Raw genomic sequence first — 18,092 nt, 5'->3', positions numbered from 1 at the left:
TCATGATGGTCTCCATTGCAAGACTACGTCGGTCGGGCCCAGGGCCCCGGTAATGCCGGTGCGCCGTTTCGGCGCAGCCAGCGAGTCACGGGTGTGTTGCCGCGCCGGGTGAAGCCAGGCGCAAACGGCTGCCGCTCTGCCCGCGCCGCGCCAGCTCGTGGTAGTGGCAGATGCGCGCCAGCGCCCAGTCGGCCGCGGCTTCGCGCACGGCGTTGCGCTCGCCCGGAAAGCGGCGCGTCTCGGTGAAGGTGGCGACGCCAGCGGTGGTGTCGAGCACGTTGCGTGCGGCATGGCCGGGACGGCGAAAGACCCAGGCAAAACACTGCGTGCCCGCGGGCGTGTCGCCGTCGCCGCCGTCATCGGCGACGCCGGTGTTGGCCAGCGCCAGCTCGGCACCGGTGAGCTGCATGGCGCCCGTGGCCATGGCCAGCGACACTTCCTCGCTGGTGAGACCGTAGCGGCGGATGGTCTCCGGTGGCACGCGCAGCAATTCTTCCTTGGCCCACGGCGAATACGCGACGATCGCGCAGCGCAGGACGGAGCCGCATCCCGGAACTTCGGCGATGCGCGAGGCGATCAACCCGGCGGTACACGATTCAGCGGTCACCATGTGCAGCCCGTGGCGCAACAGGTAACGCGCCACGCTCTGGTTGTCGCTGCCAATGTGCGTCATCGTCGTGTACCCCGATGACGGACCTGCACGCCGTTGCCGCGCGACACCGCGTGTGCGCCCTGCGCGGGGGCAGGCGCGCTGCGACCTTGTGCCGGGGCGTGGCCCTTGTGCGCGCGCACGAAGGTCACCTTGCCGTCGCGCTCCAGCACCACGCGGCTGAGATCGTCGAAGCTGTCGGTCTGCAGTGAGGCGCGCAGGTTGGCTTTCAAATCCTCTTCAGTCAGCATTGCGCGGCTGACGCGTTTGCGGTCGAGCTCGCCCTGGTGCAGCAGGTCCAGCGGATGACCACCGGTGATGCGGTCAAAGGCGGGGTAGCGGCTCGCGAGCCAGCTCACCGCGCGGTGCAGCAGCACCAGCACCAGCGCCGCCGCGAACGCCACCGCAAACGACGTGGCGCCAACCACCGCGCGCGACAGCACCGCCCCGAGCAGCAGCACGATGCACAGGTCGAATGAAGTCTTCTGCGCGAAGGCGCGTCGGCCGGCCAACAGCAGCATGGCCCAGGTGCCGACGAAGATGATCGCGGCCCGCACCGCGCCCTGCCACCAGGCCAGGTCGTCGCCTTCGCCTACGAGGTTGCGCATCACATCGGCAAGAATTTCCATGATGTCCATGTCGGCATCCGGAGCGGATTCGATGCCTGCGGCGGCAGGTTCCGTGCCAGGGCCGCCACATCGGGCATGCCACCCTGCACGCGGCGTACAGGCTCTGCACAGGCCACATTGCGCGCGCCATGCGGGGAAAAATGTACATGCAGCGCCGGCCGCCGCCTTGTAAAAGCTGCGTGGGCGCGTGCTGCGCCGGTGCCGCCACAGCGGTGTCCCGCGTCGCGCCGCGATGGCGTCCATCTTGCATGCCAACCGGCTACCAGCACGTATGGAGACAGCCATGCCCGAGCAGCCGCCAAAGCCGCAGCGCTACCCTGGCGACCCCAACGACGTCCGCAAGGGCCAGGTGACCAGCCCGCTGCCGCGCGATGCCTTCCGACAGCGCTTTCTCGCGCGCTTCACCGACCCGGCCTACCGGCAGGAGGCTGCGGCGCTGGACCGGCTCGAGCGCATCGCCTGGGACGCGTACGAGCAAGGCCGCAAGGCGCCGCGCAAGCATAAGGCCGGGCCGAGCTATGCCGATCCCGACTATGAACTCTCCGACGAATGGCGCGCAGCTAGCGATGCGATCGCGGCCGCGCAGCGGCGCCAGGCCGATGCGGCCACGGCGTCGCGCGTGCTGCTGGTGTGCGCGGCGGCGCGCAACGACTACACGTGCCCCGGCGAGATGTCGAAGTCCTGGCGCCTGTCGGAGCGCGCGCGGCAACAGCTGGAAGCGGACGGCATGGAGGTGGACGTGCTCGACCTGAGCCACCTGACCTCCGACGCGGAACTGCGCATCTTCCCCTGCAAGGGCTGCGTATCGACCTCGATGCCGTTGTGCCACTGGCCGTGCAGCTGCTACCCGAACCATGCGCTGGGCCAGGTCAATGACTGGATGAACGACATCTACCCGCGCTGGGCCGGCTGTCATGGCGTGCTGATCGTCACGCCGGTGTACTGGTACCAGGTCACCAGTCCGCTCAAGCTGATGATGGACCGGCTGGTCTGCGCCGACGGCGGCAACCCCGATCCGACCTCGACGCAGGGCAAGGATGTGGTGCGCGCCAAGTCGCTGGAGCTGGAGGGTTGGGACTACCCCAAGCACCTCGCGGGGCGCGCCTACGGGCTGGTGGTGCACGGCGACGTGGCGGGCATCGAAAGCGTGCGCCGCTCGCTGTCCGACTGGCTCGACTGGATGGGGCTGATCGACGCGGGCTCGCAGGCGCGGCTGGACCGCTATATCGGCTATTACAAGCCCTACGCCACCAGCCATGTCGAACTCGACCAGGACAGCGGCGTGCAGGGCGAAGTGGACAACGTGGCGCGGGCGCTGGCGTGCGCGGTGCGGCAGCTGCGCGCGGGCGAACTCAGCGAACCCGACCGCGGCGTGGTATCGCCGCGGCAGAAGTAATGCCAACTGCAGGGGAGACAGCAATGGACCGCCGAGACGAGCGACGAGACCACTGGCGCGGCGAACCGTGGCACGAGAGCGCGGTGCCGGAAACCGACATGCGCAGCCACTATGTAGGGGCCTATGGGGTCTATGACTATGACGAGCCGGTCGACCCCGGCGAGTTCGACGTGGCGCGCGGCGCGCGGCAGCGCGCGCCGCGCGAGATGCCGCCGGAGCGCCGCCGCGCGCCGCAGGGTATGGCCGACCCGTACCGGCAGTTCACCGGCTACAACGAGCGCATGGGCCTGTACCACGGCGGCCCGCAGCGCGCGCGGCCGGTCGGCCCGCGCAACTACCAGCGCTCGGACGAACGCATCCTGGAGGATCTGTGCGAGCAACTGACGCGCAGCGCACGGCTGGACCTGAACGACGTCGAGGTGAAGGTCGAGCAGGGCGTGGTGAAGCTGGAGGGCAGCGTGCCGGACCGGCAGCAGAAGTACCGGATCGAGGATATCGCCGATGAAGTGTTCGGCGTGAAGGAAGTGGCCAACCACCTGCGCGTGCCGCGGACCGGCACGCCGGTGTACTGAGCGAACACGCCCATGCAAGATCCATCGACGGAACCGGGCGACACCGGCGGGGTGCAAGGCACGGCGCAGGCCGATGCCGCGCTGCAGGCCGAGTGTTGCGCGCGGCTGTGGGACGCCGGCCTGGACGTGAGCGAGGTATCGCTGCGCGTTGCGCAGGGCCGCGTGACGCTTGAAGGCGCCATCGGCACCGCGGCCGACCGCGATGCAGTGGAGGCCTGCGTGCGCGGGTGCGCCGGGGTGGCCGGCATCGTCAACCATATCCAGGTCGCACCGGACCGCACCGGCGGTTGACCGCCCACCGAGAAGGAGAACACCATGAAGCACGCCGCAATCGTTGCCTTGGCCGCGCTGCTGAGCATGCCGGCGTTGGCACAGACATCCACCACGCGCCCGGGTGCGGACATGCGTGCGCCGGGCACATCGGCTTCCGATGTCGTGCCGGGACAGGGGGATACGCGCCGGGCGACGCCGGCCACGCCAGCGACACCGGGCGGTGCCGGCACGCGTGCCACGCCTGCTACGCCTGCGTCGCCGGCGGTCAATGAGGGGCCGCAGTCGGCGCAGCGGTATGACTATCCGGCTTCGGAGCCGAAGGCGCCTAAGTCACGGAAGTAGGCAGTGGGTTGCTGCGAAGCTTTTCGCTGCTGCCTGTGTGCTCCCTCTCCCGCTCGCGGGAGAGGGGGAGCAAACCAGCGGGATCGGTAGCCGTAGTACCTTCAAAGCCCGTAGGGCCACATCTCCGGTGCCCCCGGCGCGGGAGCCGTCGGCAGCGCCGGCACCGCGCGCGAGCGATCGAACCACAGCAGCGCATCGAACTGCTTCGGCAGCGAGGCTTTCGTATAGTGGCTCCGCAGTTCGGTCTCCGGACGATAGATCACGCCGATAAATCGCTCCTGCCGCTGTGGCATGAGCAACCTGCGCACATCGTCCAGCACACCGCTGTCCGCACCGCGCAGATCGAGCCAGCACTGCGCCTGCCCGGCCAGGTGGAACAGGTGCTCATAACTGTCGGCCCGCGCCGGCCGCACGGCCTTCACCTCCATCGGACCATCCCACCATGTCGCTGCCGCCACGGTGCCGTCGTAGGTGCTCATGCCCACCAGCGCCGCCGCGTCGCCAAAGGTCTCGCGGCACAGCTGCCCGATATTGAGTTGCCCCTGCCTCGTGCCCATCTCGGTTTTCGACGCATCCCCGATATGCGAGTTGTGCGCCCACACCACCGCGCGCGACTGCGGGCCGTACGTGTGCAGCAGCTGTTCCAGCGTTTCAAACATATGCGTGTCGCGCAGGTTCCAGCTGTCGTCGCTGCCGTGGTACATCACCCGGTAGTAGCGCTCGGCCGACGCCACCAGCCGCGCATTCTGCGCCGCGTCGAGGAAGTCTTCATGGCCGTCGCGGGCATAGGCCAGTCGCTTGTCGAGCAGCGCCTGCAGCTGTTCGATCACCGCCTCTTCGCAATCCTCGTGCGTGCCGTGCAGCACGGCGCGGCCGTAGCGTGCCGGGTCGCGCCCCCAGGGTTCGAGGCAGGCGTAGCGCTCGCGCGCCTCGCGCGCGGCCTCCGGATCGACGCCCTCCAGGTACGCCAGCACCGCGGCAATGGAAGCGCGCAGGCTGTAAATATCGAGCCCGAAGAAGCCCGTGCGCTGTGCTGGCGGCAGGGTGTCATTGTGCGCGCGGAGCCAGCGGATAAAGCGCGCCACTTCGCGGTTGCGCCACATCCAGACCGGAAAATGGGTAAAGGGTGCCCCAGGCGATTCGGTCGGTTGCGCAGGCCGGTCGCGCACGTGCCGGTCCACGGCGGCGGCATCGGGCCAGTCTGCTTCCACGGCGACGATGTGAAAGCCGTGGCGGGCAACGAGATGCGCCGTCAGTGTGGCGCGGGCGTGGTAGAACTCGGCGGTGCCGTGGCTGCTTTCGCCCAGCAGCACCACCCGATGCGCGGCCAGTGCGTCGGCCTGCACCGCCAGTGTGGTGGCAAACGGACCGCTAAAGGGGCTTTCGGCCATGTCGTCGATGGCCGGAAGGGGAATCGACGCGGCGGCAATCGCGGCCGCGGCGTGCAGGTCAGCCTGGCTGGCAGGCATGTCGGGTCAGGGTTCCGACGGCGCCTGCGGTGCCGCCGGTCGTGTCCGGCAGGGTTCAGCCTGGTATGGCGCGCGGATCGCGCCCGAAGCTGTTGCGCGAACGGATTTGGCCGTCGCGGCCGTGGATCAGCAGTTCGACGTGCTCGCGCCGTGCTGCGGTCGTGCCGGCCGCGATCGCTTCTTCCTGCGTGGCATGGTGCGATTCCGCATAGCGGGCGCCTTCATGGATCACATCCCAGCCATCCTGATGCGGCACGACGTGTAGGTTGGTGCCCATTTGCGGTCTCCTCGACTGTCAATGCCTTTATTGTGGCCCTTCTGGCCGACCTGTCTATCCGGCGGCGTCTGACAAGCGGTCAAGGGCAGCAAGCCCCACTTTATGACGGAAATTACTGGTTATTTGCCGGGCCTTTTGTAAGCTCCTCTTGTAAGCTGACTCGGATCGCAATAAGAGGAGCGGACCATGCGAGCAAGATTTGCCAGGGGACTTACCCAGTCGCCGGTGACCGTAGTGGCCCGGGCGTTCGACGGAGAAGCGGTGCAAGCCCCCCAGATTGGCGACCTGGTGACCGTTTATAGCCAGGACCAGGACACCGAATTCAATATCCGCCTGTGCGAGGCCGTCGAGCCTGGCCGCTGGCGCGGCGTGGTCTACGCCATCGGCCGCGGCCAGGATGTGCTGGTCACGGCCGAGGGGCTGGAGATCGACGATGTGGTCGAGGTGATGCGCGAGGAAATCGCCTCCGTCATCCCCTGCGGCCGCTCCCACTGAAGACCGCGCCCCGTCGGGCGCGGACATCCCGCTTCTGAAGGCACCCGCGGCGCGGCTCAGGCCCGCTGCGCGGGCAGCCTTGGCACGCCCAGCCACATCGCCTGTCCGCTGGCCAGCAGCAGCGCGGCCAGCAGGTAGAGCGCGTTGTCGAGACTGCCGGTCTGGGTCTTGATCTGCCCGATCACCCACGGGCTGACGATGCCGCTGGTGATGCCGATGCTGCTGATAAAGGCGATGCCCGCGGCCGTGCCGGCGCCCGGCAGGTAGCTGGGCGGCAGCGACCAGAACACCGGCAGCGCGGCAAAGATCAGCACCGCGGCCACCGACAGGATCGCCAGCATCGCAGCCAGGCTGGACGGGTGCAGCGTCAACGCTGCCAGCGCCAGCGCGCCGCCGGCCGTGCACAGCAGGAAGTGGCGATGGCGCTCGCCGGTACGGTCCGAATGGCGCGCGATCAGGATCAGGCCGACCGCGCCCACGGCATTGGGCACCACCGAATAGAGGCTGACCGACATCACGTCGGTAATGCCGAAGTCCCGGATCATCAGCGGCATCCAGAAGCTCAGCGCGAGCGAGCCGCAGGTCAGCGAGAAATAGATAAAGGCGAACAGGTACACGCGCGGGTTGCGCAGCACCTGGCGCAGCGCCTGCAGCGAATGGCCGCCGGCATGCGGCTCGCTGGCGGTGGCACGGGCCAGGTGCGCGCGTTCGCTGTCGCTGAGCCAGCTCGCCTGCTGCGGGCCGTCGACCAGGCAGCGCGCCGCCACCAGCCCGAGCAGCACCGCGGGCGCGCCTTCGATCGCGAACATCCACTTCCAGCCCTGCAGGCCGAGCACGCCGGCCATGTCGCGCATGATCCAGCCCGATACCAGCCCGCCCAGTACGCCCGCCACCGCCACGCCGGCGAAGAAGATCGCCATCACCGCGGCACGGCGCCGTGCCGGGAACCAGTAGGTCAGGTAGAGCACGATGCCGGGGAAGAAGCCGGCTTCGAACACGCCCAGCAGGAAGCGCAGCGTATAGAACTGCGTGGGCGTGGACACCGCCATCATCGCCACCGAGGCAATGCCCCACAGCACCATGATGCGGGTGAAGGTGCGCCGCGCGCCGAAGCGCGCCAGCAGCATGTTGCTGGGCACTTCGCACAGCACGTAGCCGACGTAGAACACGGCGGCGCCGAGCCCGTACATGGCGTCGCTGAAGCCAAGGTCCTGCTTCATCTGCAACTGGGCGAAGCCGATGTTGATCCGGTCCAGGAACGACACGACGTAGCAGACGAACAGGAACGGGATGATGCGCAGCCAGACCTTGCGGTAGAGTGCGTCTTCATCGTGCGCGGCCAGCGTGGCGGGGGGCGATAGGGTGGATAGGGACGAAAGATCCCCTGAGACCGGATGGCTCATGAACGTTGTCTCCGTACGGTGATGGCTGCGGCGGCGGGCAGCCGTGGGGTTCCGCCAGGGCGGCGTCTTGCGCGCGTTAGCCCAGGTTGGTGCGAGGGAAAGAGCAGGGCGGGCGCGGCATCGCCGCGCCCGGGGCAGGTCAGGCCGGCGCGGTGGCCGGAGCAAGTGCCGGCATGTCCGCGACGCCTTCGCGCGCGGCATGCAGCGCGGCCATCAGCACGTCGTGGTCGCCGATATGGTTGGCCAGCAGCAGGATCAGTTGCGCGTTGGCCGCCTGGCTCTGCGCTTCGTCGAGGTCGCGGTGCATCTCGATCAGCGCTTCGTAGAAGTCGTCAGGACGCGCGAGGTTGGGCTGGGTGTTGAGGGTATTGGGCATGGTTGTCTCCGCTGTACTTCTGTCCGACGCGTCTCAGGCGGCTATCCGGCCCGGCTCCGGCGCGCGTAGGCCGGCGCCGGTGGCGCGTGCAAGCGCGGCACGGATCGCGGCGGGGTCGGCGCGGCGCCAGCGTGCGCACACGTGCTGGTCCGGACGCACCAGGTAGCAGGTGCCCGGCGTGGCACCGTAGCGGGCCGCGGCCAGGCCCTGGTCGTCGCGCAGCACGGTGGCGTTGGAGCATGTCATTACTGGCTGCGCGGCATCGGTGACGTAGACCAGCCGCAGCGGCACGCCGGACTGCTTCAGCGCGGCCAGGTCGGCGAGCGTGCCGGCATCGATCGCTTCGGGGTTGCCGAACAGCAGCAGGGTGAAGTCCTCGCCCAGGTGCGACAACAGCCAGCCTTCGCCTTGCGCACCGGACACCGGGGCATCGGAGCACACGGCGCCGGGCACCATGTTGCCGCTGTAGCCATCGGCATCGTCGTCCGTATTCAGCGGCGAGCCATGCAGTACCGCGGGCACCGACAGCCGGCCGCTGTTGACCAGCCCGCGCGCAAACGCATGGCGTCTGGACAGCGACAGCACGGCATCGCGGAACACACGGCTCACTGCGCTCTTGGGCGTGATGAAATCCGTGGCGCGCGTGGAGTTCAGGATGTTCTCGTCGGCGGCGTATTCGCGCTCGCTGGCATAGGTGTCCAGCAAGGTTTCGGCGGCATGGCCCTGCAGCACATAGGCCAGCTTCCACGCCAGGTTCTCGGCATCCTGCACACCGCTGTTGGCGCCGCGCGCGCCGAACGGCGACACGCCATGCGCCGAATCGCCGGCGAACAGGATATTGCCGTGGCGGAAGCTGTCCATGCGCAGGCACGAGAAGGTGTACACGCTGACCCACTCCAGCTCGAACTTCACGTCCTTGCCCAGCAGCGCCTGTACGCGCGGGATCACGCGTTCCGGCGATTTCTCCAGCACCGGGTCGGCATCCCAGCCAAGCTGGAAGTCGATGCGCCAGACGTTGTCGGGCTGGCGGTGCAGCAGCACCGACTGGTTGGGGTGGAAGGGCGGGTCGAACCAGAACCAGCGCTCAGTGGGGAAGTCGGCCTCCATCTTCACGTCGGCGATCAGGAAGCGGTCGCGGAAGGTGCGGCCCTTGCTGTCCAGGCCCAGCAGCTTGCGCATCGGGCTGCGCGAGCCGTCAGCGGCCACCACGTAGCGCGCGGCCAGCGGATAGCAGCCTTCGGGCGTTTCAATGGTCAGTACCACATTCGCGTCCGACGTGCCGCCCTGGCGCTGCTCGAGGCCCACCACCTTGTTGTGCCAGCGAATCTCGATATTGGGCAGCGCCTGCGCGCGCTCCAGCAGGAAGCCTTCAACGTAGTACTGCTGCAGGTTGATAAACGCCGGGCGGCGATGGCCGCTTTCGGGCAGCAGGTCGAAGCTGTACACCTGCTGGTCGCGCAGGAACACCTTGCCGACGTTCCAGCTCACGCCCTTGTCGACCATGCGATCGCCGCAGCCCAGCCGGTCGAAGATATCCAGCGTGCGCTTGGCAAAGCAGATCGCGCGCGAGCCGGTCGACAGCGTGCAGTCGTCATCGACCAGCACCACGCGCACGCCGCGCTGCGCCAGATCGATGGCGGTGGCCAGGCCGATCGGCCCGGCGCCTACCACCACCACCGGGTGGATGGCAGGGTCGGCCCCTGCCGCTTGTTCCGCGCAGGGCTGGTACTCGAACGACAGCCGCTGGTAGTCGATGCTGCTCATGCTTGTGTCTCCATCCACGTCTTTGTTGCTTGTGTCCTCTATGGCTCAATCCTGCAGCGCGGCCCACATTTCCTTGTCGCGCTGGGCGGTCCAGATGCGCGGGTGGCGGATGCCGCTGGCCTCGTCGTAGGCGCGCGAGACGTCAAAGGGCAGGCAGTGCTCGTAGATAAAGACGTGGCCGAACTTGGGATCCATCGCGCGGCGGGTGTGCGCCATCGCGGCCTTCAGGTCGAGCTTCTCGGCCACGGCTTCCTTGCCGGACTGGAACAGCGTGGTGACGAAGTCCTTGGTGTAGGCGATGCCCTTCTTCACTTCCTCCGGCGTGGTCAGCGCGGGGCCGCGGCCGGGCACCAGCTTCTCCGGATTGAGCGCCTGCAGCGCGTCCAGCGTGGCCGGCCAGTCCTCCAGCTGGGCGTCGCCGCAATAGCAGGCGGCGTCGTACTCGACCAGGTCGCCGGAGAACAGCACCTTCTGCTGCGGCAGCCAGACCACGGTGTCGCCCTTGGTGTGGCCCGAGCCCAGGTGGGCGATGCGCACTTCCAGCTTGCCCAGGAACAGCGTGATTTCCTTCTCGAATACCAGCGTCGGCCAGGTCAGGCCAGGTACGGTCTCGACGCCGGCGAACAGGCGCGGGAAGCGTTCGATCTCGGACTTCATGTCGGCTTCGCCGCGCTCGACGATCATTTCCCAGGTGCCGCGGCTGGCGATGATCTGCTGCGCGCCTTCGGCGAAGTAGGCCGACGCGCCCAGCACGCGCACCGCGTGGTAGTGCGACAGCACCACGTACTTGATCGGCTTGTCGGTGATGCTGCGGATGCGGGCGATCAGGTCCTGCGCCATCGCCGGGGTGGCGGTGGTATCGACGATCAGCACGCCGTCGTCGCCGATGATCACGCCCGAGTTGGGATCGCCTTCGGCGGTGTAGGCCCAGGCGTTCTCGGAAAGCTGGGTAAAGGTGATCTGCTTTTCTTCCAGGTCGGCCTGGGATGCGAATGCCTTGGACATGGCGTCTTTCCTCTGTGTGGGGCGGCGAGACGGCGCACGGACATGCAGTGATGCGCAGCGGGGCCACGCGGGCTGTCTCGCCCCGTTTCTATGGATGTGTCACGACTGGTGCGACGGGGTAGTGCAATCTTAGGAAACGTTCGAAAATTAATCAATAGCGAAACGATTAGCCTATGATAAATATTTGCCGTGTGCAGGAGTCGGCATGAAAGGGCCCGGGACAGGCGCGGGTAAACCCCCCTAGGAGCGCTCGCCAGAGGCGTTCGATTAATATCCGGGTTTTCCGATCACACAGGACGGCAATGGCCAGGCGCAAGGCGGGAGACGAAGGTACGCAGGTAGCCGACAAGACGCAGCGCGGCATCCAGAGCGTGGAGGTGGGCGGGCGCCTGCTGGCCGCGCTGGCCGCCGCGCGCACGCCGATGCCGCTGGCCGCGCTGGCCGAGGCCGCGCAGCTGGCGCCAGCGCAGGCGCATGCCTACCTGGTCAGCCTGACGCGGCTGGGCCTGATCAAGCGCGACCACCTGTCAGGCCGCTACGAGCCCGGGCCGCTGTCGCTGCAGCTGGGCCTGCTGCACCTGGAGCAGGACCCGGCCTACCGCGCGGCGCTGCCGCGGGTGGATGCGCTGGCGCAGGGGTCCGGCTTCAGCGTGGCGATCAGCATTGCCGGCCCGCAGGGGCCGACCATCGTGCGCTATGTGCCGGCCAGCGCGCCGCTGCATGTGAATCTGCACGTAGGCACGGTGATGGCGCTGGCTGCCACCGCCACCGGGCGCGTGTTCTGCGCTTTCCAGCCGCCGCCGCAATGGCAGCCGCTATGGCGCGTGCAGCAGCCGGGCGCGACGGAGGCCGAGCTGGCCGCCTTCAGCGCAGCGCTGCAGGCCATCCGCGAGCGCGGCATCGAGCGCAGCATCGATACCCCCAGCCCCGCCGTCAGCAGCCTCAGCGTGCCGGTGCTGGACGCCGCCGGCGTGCTGCGACTGGTGCTGACCCTGGTCGGCTCGACCGGCGCCATCGACGTTGACTGGCGCGGCGCGGCCGCGCAGGCGCTGCAGGCGGCGGCCACGGACATCGGCGCCGCGCTGCGGCAGGAACAGGGACGTCCGGCATGACGCGTGCGAAAGATCCGATCGCAGAAGCCCCGCAATCCCCCGACGGGGAAACCGAAGGCGGCAAGCCGCAACGCGGCATCCAGTCGCTCGACAGCACCGGGCAACTGCTGTCCGCGCTGGTCGCGGCGGGCCGGCCGCTGGCGCTGCGCGACCTGGCGCTGGCGGCAGGCATGCCCGCGGCCAAGGCCTTCCCACACCTGGTGAGCCTGCAGAAGACCGGCCTGCTGGCGCGCGACGGCGCGGGCAACTACCTGTGCGGGCCGCTCGGCCTGGAACTGGGCCTGATCGCGCTGCAGCGGCTGTCGCCCACGCGCGAGGCCGAGCCGGAAGTGATCGAGCTGGCCGGGGCCACCGGCCTGAGCGTGGCGATGGCGGTGCTGGGGCCGCTGGGGCCGACCGTGGTCCGGCTGGAGGAGGCGGCACGCCCGCAACATGTGAGCCTGCGCGTGGGCACGGTGCTGTCGCTGGTCCATACCGCGATCGGCCGCACGGTGGCGGCCTGCCTGCCGGAGAATGTGCTGGCGGGCTTGCTGGAATCCGACCACCTGCGCATGGCCGGCGCGGCGGCCTCGGAAGGGCTCGCCGCTGGCGGCAAGCTGGCCCGGGATTATGCCGAACGGCTGGCGCGCGTGCGTGCCGCGCAGGTCGACAATGCGCTCAGCCACCCGGTGCCCGGCATCGACACGCTGGCTGCGCCGGTGTTCGACCATACCGGCAGCCTGGCGCTGGTGATCGCGGTGATGGGCTCGAGCGGCAGCTTCGACAGCAGCACCGAAGGCGCCACCGCCGCACTGGTGCGGCAGGCGGCGCGGCGGCTGTCGTGGCGCTTCGGGGCGCTGAAGGCCCAGTGAAGCTGGCCGGTTGGCTTAGTTATCGAGCCGGATATTGGCGCCCTTGACAATGGCGTCCCATTTCTCGTACTGCGCGCGGATATAGCTGCCGAACTGCGCCGGCGTGGCCGGGAACGGCACCGTGCCCTGGCTGGCCAGCTTTGCCGCCATTTCCGGCTGCTTCAGCGCGGCCACGATCTCGCCGTTGAGGCGGTCGATCACTGCCTTGGGGGTGCCGGCCGGCGCGGCCACGCCGAACCAGGCGGTCAGTTCGTAGTTGGGCACGCCGGCCGTGGCCAGCGTGGGCACGCCGGGGAGCTGGTCGGAGGGCTTCTGCGTGGTGACCGCCAGCGCGCGCACGCGGTTGTCGCGGATATACGGCAGCGCGGTCGAGACGCTGTCGAACATCATGGTGATGCGCCCGCCGATCAGGTCGGTCATCGACGCCGCGCTGCCCTTGTAGGGGATGTGCGTGATGTTGACCCCGGCCAGGTGCGTGAACAGCTCACCCGCCAGGTGCGACGACGAGCCATTGCCGAACGAGCCATAGGTCAGCTTGCCCGGCTCCTTGCGCGCCAGCGCCAGCAGCTCCTGCACATTGCGCGCGGGCACGCTTGGGTGCACCACCAGCACGTTGGGCAGGTAGGCCACCGGGGCCACCGGGGCGAAGTCTTTTAGCGGGTCGTAGCCGGGCTTGTCATACAGGCTCTTGTTGACCGCCAGCGATCCGAAGGTGCCGAACAGCAGCGTGTAGCCGTCGGCCGGCGCGCGCGCCACGGCGATCGCCGCCAGGTTGCCGCCGGCGCCGGGCCGGTTGTCGATCACCACCGGCTGATGCAGCCGCACCGACAGCGCATTGCCGATCTCGCGCGCCAGCAGGTCGGTGGCGCCGCCCGGCGGGAACGGCACTACCAGTCGCACCGGCTTGTCCGGATAGTCCGCCAGGGCGGTCCCCGCCGCGGTGGCGGCGAACGCCATCAGCAGCCCCGTGGCTGCGCGCCTGATCCCCACCTTCCAACCCTGCATCGCTGTCTCCTTTCTGTGTCTTGTGCGATGGAACGGCCGTCAGTGTGTCGCAGCGCGCGCGGCCGCGGGTTTGGCATTGGCGAAGATGGGGTTTGGCGCGGGGAACGCGTCACTCCGGATGCTGCAGCCGGGCGATGGTGCCGAACAGCGTTTCCAGCTCCACCGGCTTGACCAGGTGCGCGTCAAAGCCCGCCTTTTCGGTTTGCTTCCGGTCGGCGGGCTGGCCAAAGCCGGTCAGTGCCACGAAGTGCGTCTGCTCGGTGCCGGCCACGCCACGCATGGCTTGCACCACCTCAAAGCCGTCCATGCCCGGCATGGCCAGGTCGATCAGCGCGATTTGCGGGCGGCAGCGCGGCGCCACGTGCAGCGCCTCGGCGCCGTCGTAGGCGATGGTCACCTCGTGGCCGCACATCTCCAGCAGCATGGCCAGGCTGTCGGCGGCGTCGCGGTTGTCGTCGACCAGCAGGATGCGTTGCGCCTGCAGCGCCTGCGCGGCGGGCCGGGACGGCTGCGGCGTAGTGTTTTCATGCGAGGCCGGCAGCGGCAGGCGCAGCGTGAAGGTGCTGCCCAGCCCCGGGCCGGCACTGCTGGCGGCAATGGTGCCGCCGTGCAGTTCGACCAGCGAGCGGCACAGCGACAGGCCGATGCCCAGCCCGCCCTGCGTGTCCGTGCCCGGCCGGCTTTCCTGCACGAACAGGTTGAAGATGTCTTCGAGCGCCTCCGGTGCGATACCGCGGCCCTGGTCGATCACCTGTATCAGCAGCGTCCGCTTCTGCATGGTGGTGACGATCGCAATCGACGATCCCGGCGGCGAGAACTTCGACGCGTTGAGCATCAGGTTCTGCATCACCTGAACCAGCCGGGTCTTGTCGGCATTCATGGGGATCGCGCTGGCATGAGTCTGCACGTCCACTCGCTGCGACTTGGCTTCCAGCGCCGGCAGCGCGGCCTCGATGCCGAGCGCGACGATCTCGTTGAACTCGACCGGCTCGGTGCGCAGCTCGATCCGGCCGGAGGTGATGCGGCCGATATCGAGCAGGTCGTCGACCAGCCGGCTCAGGTGGCCCACCTGCCGTTCGATCAGGCGCAGGCTCTTTTCGGCGACCGAGTCGTCGCCGGGGGCCAGGCGCATGGCGCCCAGCGCGCTGCGCACAGGCGCCAGCGGGTTGCGCAGCTCGTGCGAGAGCGTGGCGAGGAACTCGTTCATGCGCTGGCTGGAGCGCTCCAGCTCCTCGCGGCGACGGCGCTCGCTCATGTCGCGCGTGACCTTGGCAAAGCCGCGCAGCGCGCGCGATTCGTCGTAGACGGCGGTCAGCGTGACATTGGCCCAGAACAGCGAGCCGTCCTTGCGCACGCGCCAGCCCTCGTCTTCGATGCGCCCGCCGCGCCTGGCCCGCTCCAGGTGCCGGGCCGGCTTGCCGGCGGCGACGTCCTCGGGCGGATAGAACACGGAGAAATGGCGGCCGATGATCTCGTCGCGGCGGTAGCCCTTGATGTATGACGCGCCGGAATTCCAGCTGATGACATGGCCGCCGGGGTCGAGCATGAAGACCGCGTAGTCCTTCACGCCTTCGACCAGCAGGCGCAGCGTCTCTTCGCTCTGGCGCAGCGCCTCGGCATTGCGGCGCTGCTCGGTCATGTCGCGTGTGACCTTGCCGAAGCCGATCAGGCGGCCGTCGGCGTTCCTCAGCGCGGTGATCACCACGTTGGCCCAGAAGCGGGTGCCGTCCTTGCGCACGCGCCAGCCTTCGTCCTCGAAACGGCCCATCTCGGCGGCCGCCTTCAGTTCGGCCCCGGGCCAGTGCCGGGCGATCGCATCCGGCGTGTAGAACTGCGAGAAGTGCTTGCCCAGGATCTCTTCGCGGGTGTAGCCCTTGATGCGTGCCGCGCCCTTGTTCCAGCTGGACACGTGGCCGTCGACGTCGAGCGTGAAGATGGCGTAGTCCTGGATCGATTCCACCAGGGTCCGATAGGACGCATCGGCCGAAAGGTCCGCTTGCGCATCGCGCGGCGCGCCGGCCGGGATCTCCGCCGACACGGGGCCGGCGGCTTGACCGCGGGCGGTTCCGGCAAGGTCCTGCGGGTCGGCGGGGGCTTTTTTCATGGCATGTCCTGAACGGCGTTTTCCCGATATGTGTTCGGGGGAGGGCGTCCGGTGCGCGATCGTCGTCGTGCTGCAAGCATACGCCAGCCGGAACCCGGCGGGGCAAGCGCCGCGCCCTGGTGACAGCCGTGGCGCAGCACGATTCGCGCCAGGTGCCCCCGGCTCTTGCCGCGCTGGGCGGGATTCGCGGCCTCCGCGCAAAGTCGGAAGATTCCGAGCGGAGATTGGGAATGTACAGATGGTTCAGAAATCCTCCGTCCGCAAGAATGCGTCACAGGTTTTTTACGCCGTCAATATTTGTCACGGAATGATGTATTCGATCCCGCCGCCTGGCACAAACATGTCATTTATCCGCCCTCCGGGCGCTTGCAAGAGGCGCCAATGACCCAGCTCCGCGAACGCCCCCCGCCGCCCGACCCGGTGCCATGCTGCGCCAGCTGCCAGGTGGCACGGCTCTGCCTGGCGGGCGGGCTGGTGCGCGCGGGCCGCGCTCCGGCGGACACCCAGGCGCAGCTGCACACGGTGCGGCTGCGCAAGCGCCAGTCGCTATACCTGCTCGGCGACCCCGTGGGCGCGCTGTACGCGATCCGTGTCGGTACGGTGAAGACGCATGTCACGACCGAGGACGGGCGCACCCAGGTGGTCGGCTTCCACTTCCCCGGCGACATGGTGGGCCTGGATAGCCTGGCCCGTCCGCAATATGTGTCTTATGCAACAGCGCTGGAAGACACCAAGTTGTGCCGGATCCCGGTGGAGGTGCTGCGCGCCGCCTCCGCGCACACACCCGCGCTGGGCAACCAGCTATTCCTGGCGCTGGACCGCCAGGCGCAGCGCGCGCGGGCGCTGCAGACCATGCTGGCACTGATGACGGCCGAGGAGCGGCTGGTGACCTTCCTGCTGTGGCTGGCCGACGGCACGCGTTGCGGGCCATCGCCGAGCGCCCGACGCTCTCTGAGCGTACGCCTGCGCCAGAGCACGGGGCGGCGGCCCTGCCATCGGGGCCCGTAGCGTGTGCCGGCAACGCATCGCGCCTCGAATGACGGCGCCGGCCAGCCAGAGCGGGGCGATGGGATGTCGCCATCGAGCCCAAGCCAGCCGCCAGCGGGATCGTCAGCGAAATCAAGGAACTGAACCTGTCCTACCCCCTGCTGGTGCAGCGGCTGATGCGCGAGAACGAGGCCGAGGCCCTGTTCCGGCTCGGCCTCGGGCGGGAGCTGGGCTGCGCGCTGGCGGCGCTGACGCCGGCGCAGATGGTGGCGCTGGCGCGCTCGAACCTGGTGCTGTGCCGCTTCCGGCTGGACGACAGCCGGCTGCTGGCGGGCCTGACCGGGACCGGGCCGCCGCACGCGCTGCAGAACATGCATGCGGCGATCGTGATGGCGTCGCAGGACGGCGGCGATCACGCATGACGCCGCGGCCGTCGGCAGGCGTGCTGGTCAACATCGGAACATCGCCCGGCAGGTCGGGCACAGGACTCAACTTCGGAGGGCTATATGACGGGCAATGCGATCACCCATGTCGGGATGAACCTGCACGCAGCCATGGCGGGCCGGTGCGGGCGCGGGGGCGCCTTCATGCCCGCGGCGATCCGTACGGAAATCGTCGGCCCGCTGCAGGCCCAGGACATCGTGCAGGCGCTGGGCGGCGAGGGCGATGTTCACGGCTGCGCCGACGCCGTGCTGGCAGTGCTGGCCACGGCCAGGCACCTGCCCGCGCGTACCGTGGTATCGATGGGGCAGGGCCAGCCGGCGTTGCTGGAGTTCTACGTCGACGCGGACGTGCCCACCTGCTGCGAACTCGACGCTGCGCTGCAGCGGGCCATCGCCAGCCACTACACCAGTGTGCTGCCGCCGGGGCTGGCGGCCTCGGTGCGGCCACTGGCCGCTTATGCTGCTTATGCCGCTTGTGCCGCTTATGCGCAGGAAACCGTCAGCTGTGGCGAGCCGTATGCGGCCGAGCGCTTTCGCGCGTGCGCGCAGCAGTTGCTGCGGCTCGGCGGAGAGATGAACCAGCGGTTGTCGTCCGTTTGCGCCTACCTGTCGGCACTGTATGACGCGCTGGAAACGGCCGAACGGCTTGGCTACCTCGACCAGAGCCTGCTGCGACCGGGCCAGGAGTCCTTGTCGTGGCGGTTGCGCCGGCACCGCAGCGTGGAAGGGCGCGCACTGGCGCAAGCGCTGGAAGGGCTGTCGCGCGGCGCCGATGACGCGCTGCACGGATTTGGCACGCGCTACAGCTTGGAGCGGGCCAGCTATCAGTTCGAGCAGATGCAGTGCTTCCACGACCAGATCGAGCGCTTGCGCGGCGACAGCCGGCCCGGGCCGGTCGGCAGCGCTGCCGGTCCGCGCGCCGCGCGCTGAGGGCAGGCGC

At 68.8% G+C, this 18,092-nt stretch carries 20 protein-coding genes; 10 read left to right on the top strand and 10 right to left on the bottom strand.

Going from position 1 to position 18,092, the window contains the following annotated elements:
- Window positions 1-85 precede the first annotated feature (85 nt).
- Both K307_RS14060 and K307_RS14055 read right to left on the bottom strand, forming a co-directional pair.
- Window positions 86-673, bottom strand: a complete 588-nt coding sequence (locus K307_RS14060; RefSeq protein ID WP_051974878.1) for a CinA family protein — start codon at window positions 671-673, stop codon at window positions 86-88.
- Window positions 670-1,287, bottom strand: a complete 618-nt coding sequence (locus K307_RS14055) for a DUF421 domain-containing protein (protein ID WP_042878999.1) — start codon at window positions 1,285-1,287, stop codon at window positions 670-672. Before K307_RS14055 ends, K307_RS14060 begins: the two co-directional genes overlap by 4 nt.
- 274 nt (window positions 1,288-1,561) lie before the next feature.
- On the opposite strand from K307_RS14055, the gene K307_RS14050 reads away from it, so the two are divergent.
- The 4 genes from K307_RS14050 to K307_RS14035 are packed head-to-tail and all read left to right on the top strand — an operon-like array spanning window position 1,562 to window position 3,861.
- Window positions 1,562-2,674 carry a flavodoxin family protein gene (locus K307_RS14050; protein WP_080745019.1) on the top strand — a complete coding sequence of 371 codons (1,113 nt, stop codon included), beginning with the start codon at window positions 1,562-1,564 and terminating at the stop codon, window positions 2,672-2,674.
- Window positions 2,675-2,697: 23 nt separating this feature from the next.
- Window positions 2,698-3,246 (top strand): BON domain-containing protein, encoded by a 549-nt coding sequence (locus K307_RS14045; protein ID WP_042878998.1) that lies wholly within the window; start codon window positions 2,698-2,700, stop codon window positions 3,244-3,246.
- 12 nt (window positions 3,247-3,258) lie between these two features.
- Window positions 3,259-3,537, top strand: coding sequence for a BON domain-containing protein (locus K307_RS14040; protein WP_042878996.1), 279 nt, complete (start codon window positions 3,259-3,261; stop codon window positions 3,535-3,537).
- Between the two features lie 24 nt (window positions 3,538-3,561).
- Window positions 3,562-3,861, top strand: coding sequence for a hypothetical protein (locus K307_RS14035; protein WP_042878995.1), 300 nt, complete (start codon window positions 3,562-3,564; stop codon window positions 3,859-3,861).
- Window positions 3,862-3,962: 101 nt separating this feature from the next.
- Here the strand turns inward: K307_RS14035 and K307_RS14030 are convergent, their stop codons facing one another.
- Both K307_RS14030 and K307_RS14025 read right to left on the bottom strand, forming a co-directional pair.
- Entirely contained in the window at window positions 3,963-5,330 is a 1,368-nt protein-coding gene (locus K307_RS14030) for an erythromycin esterase family protein (protein ID WP_042878994.1), read from the bottom strand.
- A 55-nt stretch (window positions 5,331-5,385) separates the two neighbouring features.
- Window positions 5,386-5,607 carry a DUF2188 domain-containing protein gene (locus tag K307_RS14025; protein WP_042878991.1) on the bottom strand — a complete coding sequence of 74 codons (222 nt, stop codon included), beginning with the start codon at window positions 5,605-5,607 and terminating at the stop codon, window positions 5,386-5,388.
- Between the two features lie 186 nt (window positions 5,608-5,793).
- Here K307_RS14025 and K307_RS14020 point away from each other — a divergent pair, with 186 nt between their 5' ends.
- On the top strand, window positions 5,794-6,102 hold the full coding sequence (locus K307_RS14020; protein ID WP_022538918.1) for a hypothetical protein: 309 nt from the start codon (window positions 5,794-5,796) through the stop codon (window positions 6,100-6,102).
- A gap of 56 nt (window positions 6,103-6,158) precedes the next feature.
- Here K307_RS14020 and K307_RS14015 read toward each other — a convergent pair whose 3' ends face one another.
- From K307_RS14015 to K307_RS14000, 4 genes are all read right to left on the bottom strand, one after another.
- A complete protein-coding gene (locus K307_RS14015) occupies window positions 6,159-7,505 on the bottom strand; it encodes an MFS transporter (protein ID WP_042878989.1) in 1,347 nt (448 codons plus the stop codon).
- A gap of 139 nt (window positions 7,506-7,644) precedes the next feature.
- Window positions 7,645-7,881, bottom strand: coding sequence for a DUF2783 domain-containing protein (locus K307_RS14010; protein WP_042878987.1), 237 nt, complete (start codon window positions 7,879-7,881; stop codon window positions 7,645-7,647).
- Between the two features lie 33 nt (window positions 7,882-7,914).
- The gene (locus K307_RS14005) at window positions 7,915-9,645 is read right to left on the bottom strand and encodes an FAD-dependent oxidoreductase (RefSeq protein ID WP_042878986.1); all 1,731 of its coding nucleotides are present in this window, start codon (window positions 9,643-9,645) and stop codon (window positions 7,915-7,917) included.
- 45 nt (window positions 9,646-9,690) lie between these two features.
- The gene (locus tag K307_RS14000) at window positions 9,691-10,650 is read right to left on the bottom strand and encodes an MBL fold metallo-hydrolase (RefSeq protein ID WP_042878985.1); all 960 of its coding nucleotides are present in this window, start codon (window positions 10,648-10,650) and stop codon (window positions 9,691-9,693) included.
- Between the two features lie 302 nt (window positions 10,651-10,952).
- Between K307_RS14000 and K307_RS13995 the strand changes: the two genes are divergently transcribed.
- Entirely contained in the window at window positions 10,953-11,762 is an 810-nt protein-coding gene (locus tag K307_RS13995) for an IclR family transcriptional regulator (protein WP_042878983.1), read from the top strand.
- Window positions 11,759-12,613 (top strand): IclR family transcriptional regulator, encoded by an 855-nt coding sequence (locus K307_RS13990; protein WP_042878981.1) that lies wholly within the window; start codon window positions 11,759-11,761, stop codon window positions 12,611-12,613. The genes K307_RS13995 and K307_RS13990 overlap by 4 nt, the downstream gene beginning before the upstream one ends.
- Window positions 12,614-12,628: 15 nt before the next feature.
- Here K307_RS13990 and K307_RS13985 read toward each other — a convergent pair whose 3' ends face one another.
- Both K307_RS13985 and K307_RS13980 read right to left on the bottom strand, forming a co-directional pair.
- On the bottom strand, window positions 12,629-13,618 hold the full coding sequence (locus K307_RS13985) for a Bug family tripartite tricarboxylate transporter substrate binding protein (RefSeq protein WP_042878980.1): 990 nt from the start codon (window positions 13,616-13,618) through the stop codon (window positions 12,629-12,631).
- Window positions 13,619-13,727: 109 nt separating this feature from the next.
- Complete coding sequence (locus K307_RS13980) at window positions 13,728-15,722, bottom strand: PAS domain-containing hybrid sensor histidine kinase/response regulator (RefSeq protein ID WP_042878978.1); 1,995 nt, start codon at window positions 15,720-15,722, stop codon at window positions 13,728-13,730.
- 381 nt (window positions 15,723-16,103) lie between these two features.
- Here K307_RS13980 and K307_RS13975 point away from each other — a divergent pair, with 381 nt between their 5' ends.
- The 3 genes from K307_RS13975 to K307_RS13965 all read left to right on the top strand — a co-directional run bounded on the left by K307_RS13975 (window position 16,104) and on the right by K307_RS13965 (window position 18,082).
- Window positions 16,104-16,730, top strand: a complete 627-nt coding sequence (locus tag K307_RS13975) for a Crp/Fnr family transcriptional regulator (RefSeq protein ID WP_080745018.1) — start codon at window positions 16,104-16,106, stop codon at window positions 16,728-16,730.
- Window positions 16,731-16,801: 71 nt separating this feature from the next.
- Window positions 16,802-17,131: a flagellar transcriptional regulator FlhD gene (gene flhD, locus K307_RS13970; protein WP_051974877.1), complete on the top strand. Its 330-nt coding sequence runs from the start codon at window positions 16,802-16,804 to the stop codon at window positions 17,129-17,131.
- 84 nt (window positions 17,132-17,215) lie between these two features.
- Complete coding sequence (locus tag K307_RS13965) at window positions 17,216-18,082, top strand: hypothetical protein (protein ID WP_063771677.1); 867 nt, start codon at window positions 17,216-17,218, stop codon at window positions 18,080-18,082.
- Window positions 18,083-18,092: the final 10 nt, after the last annotated feature.

The organism is Cupriavidus necator A5-1 (assembly GCF_000744095.1).
In the GTDB taxonomy this organism is placed as follows: domain Bacteria; phylum Pseudomonadota; class Gammaproteobacteria; order Burkholderiales; family Burkholderiaceae; genus Cupriavidus; species Cupriavidus necator_A.
The sequence above is the reverse complement of the archived record's forward strand: the minus strand, read 5'-3'. Positions and strand labels throughout refer to the sequence as shown.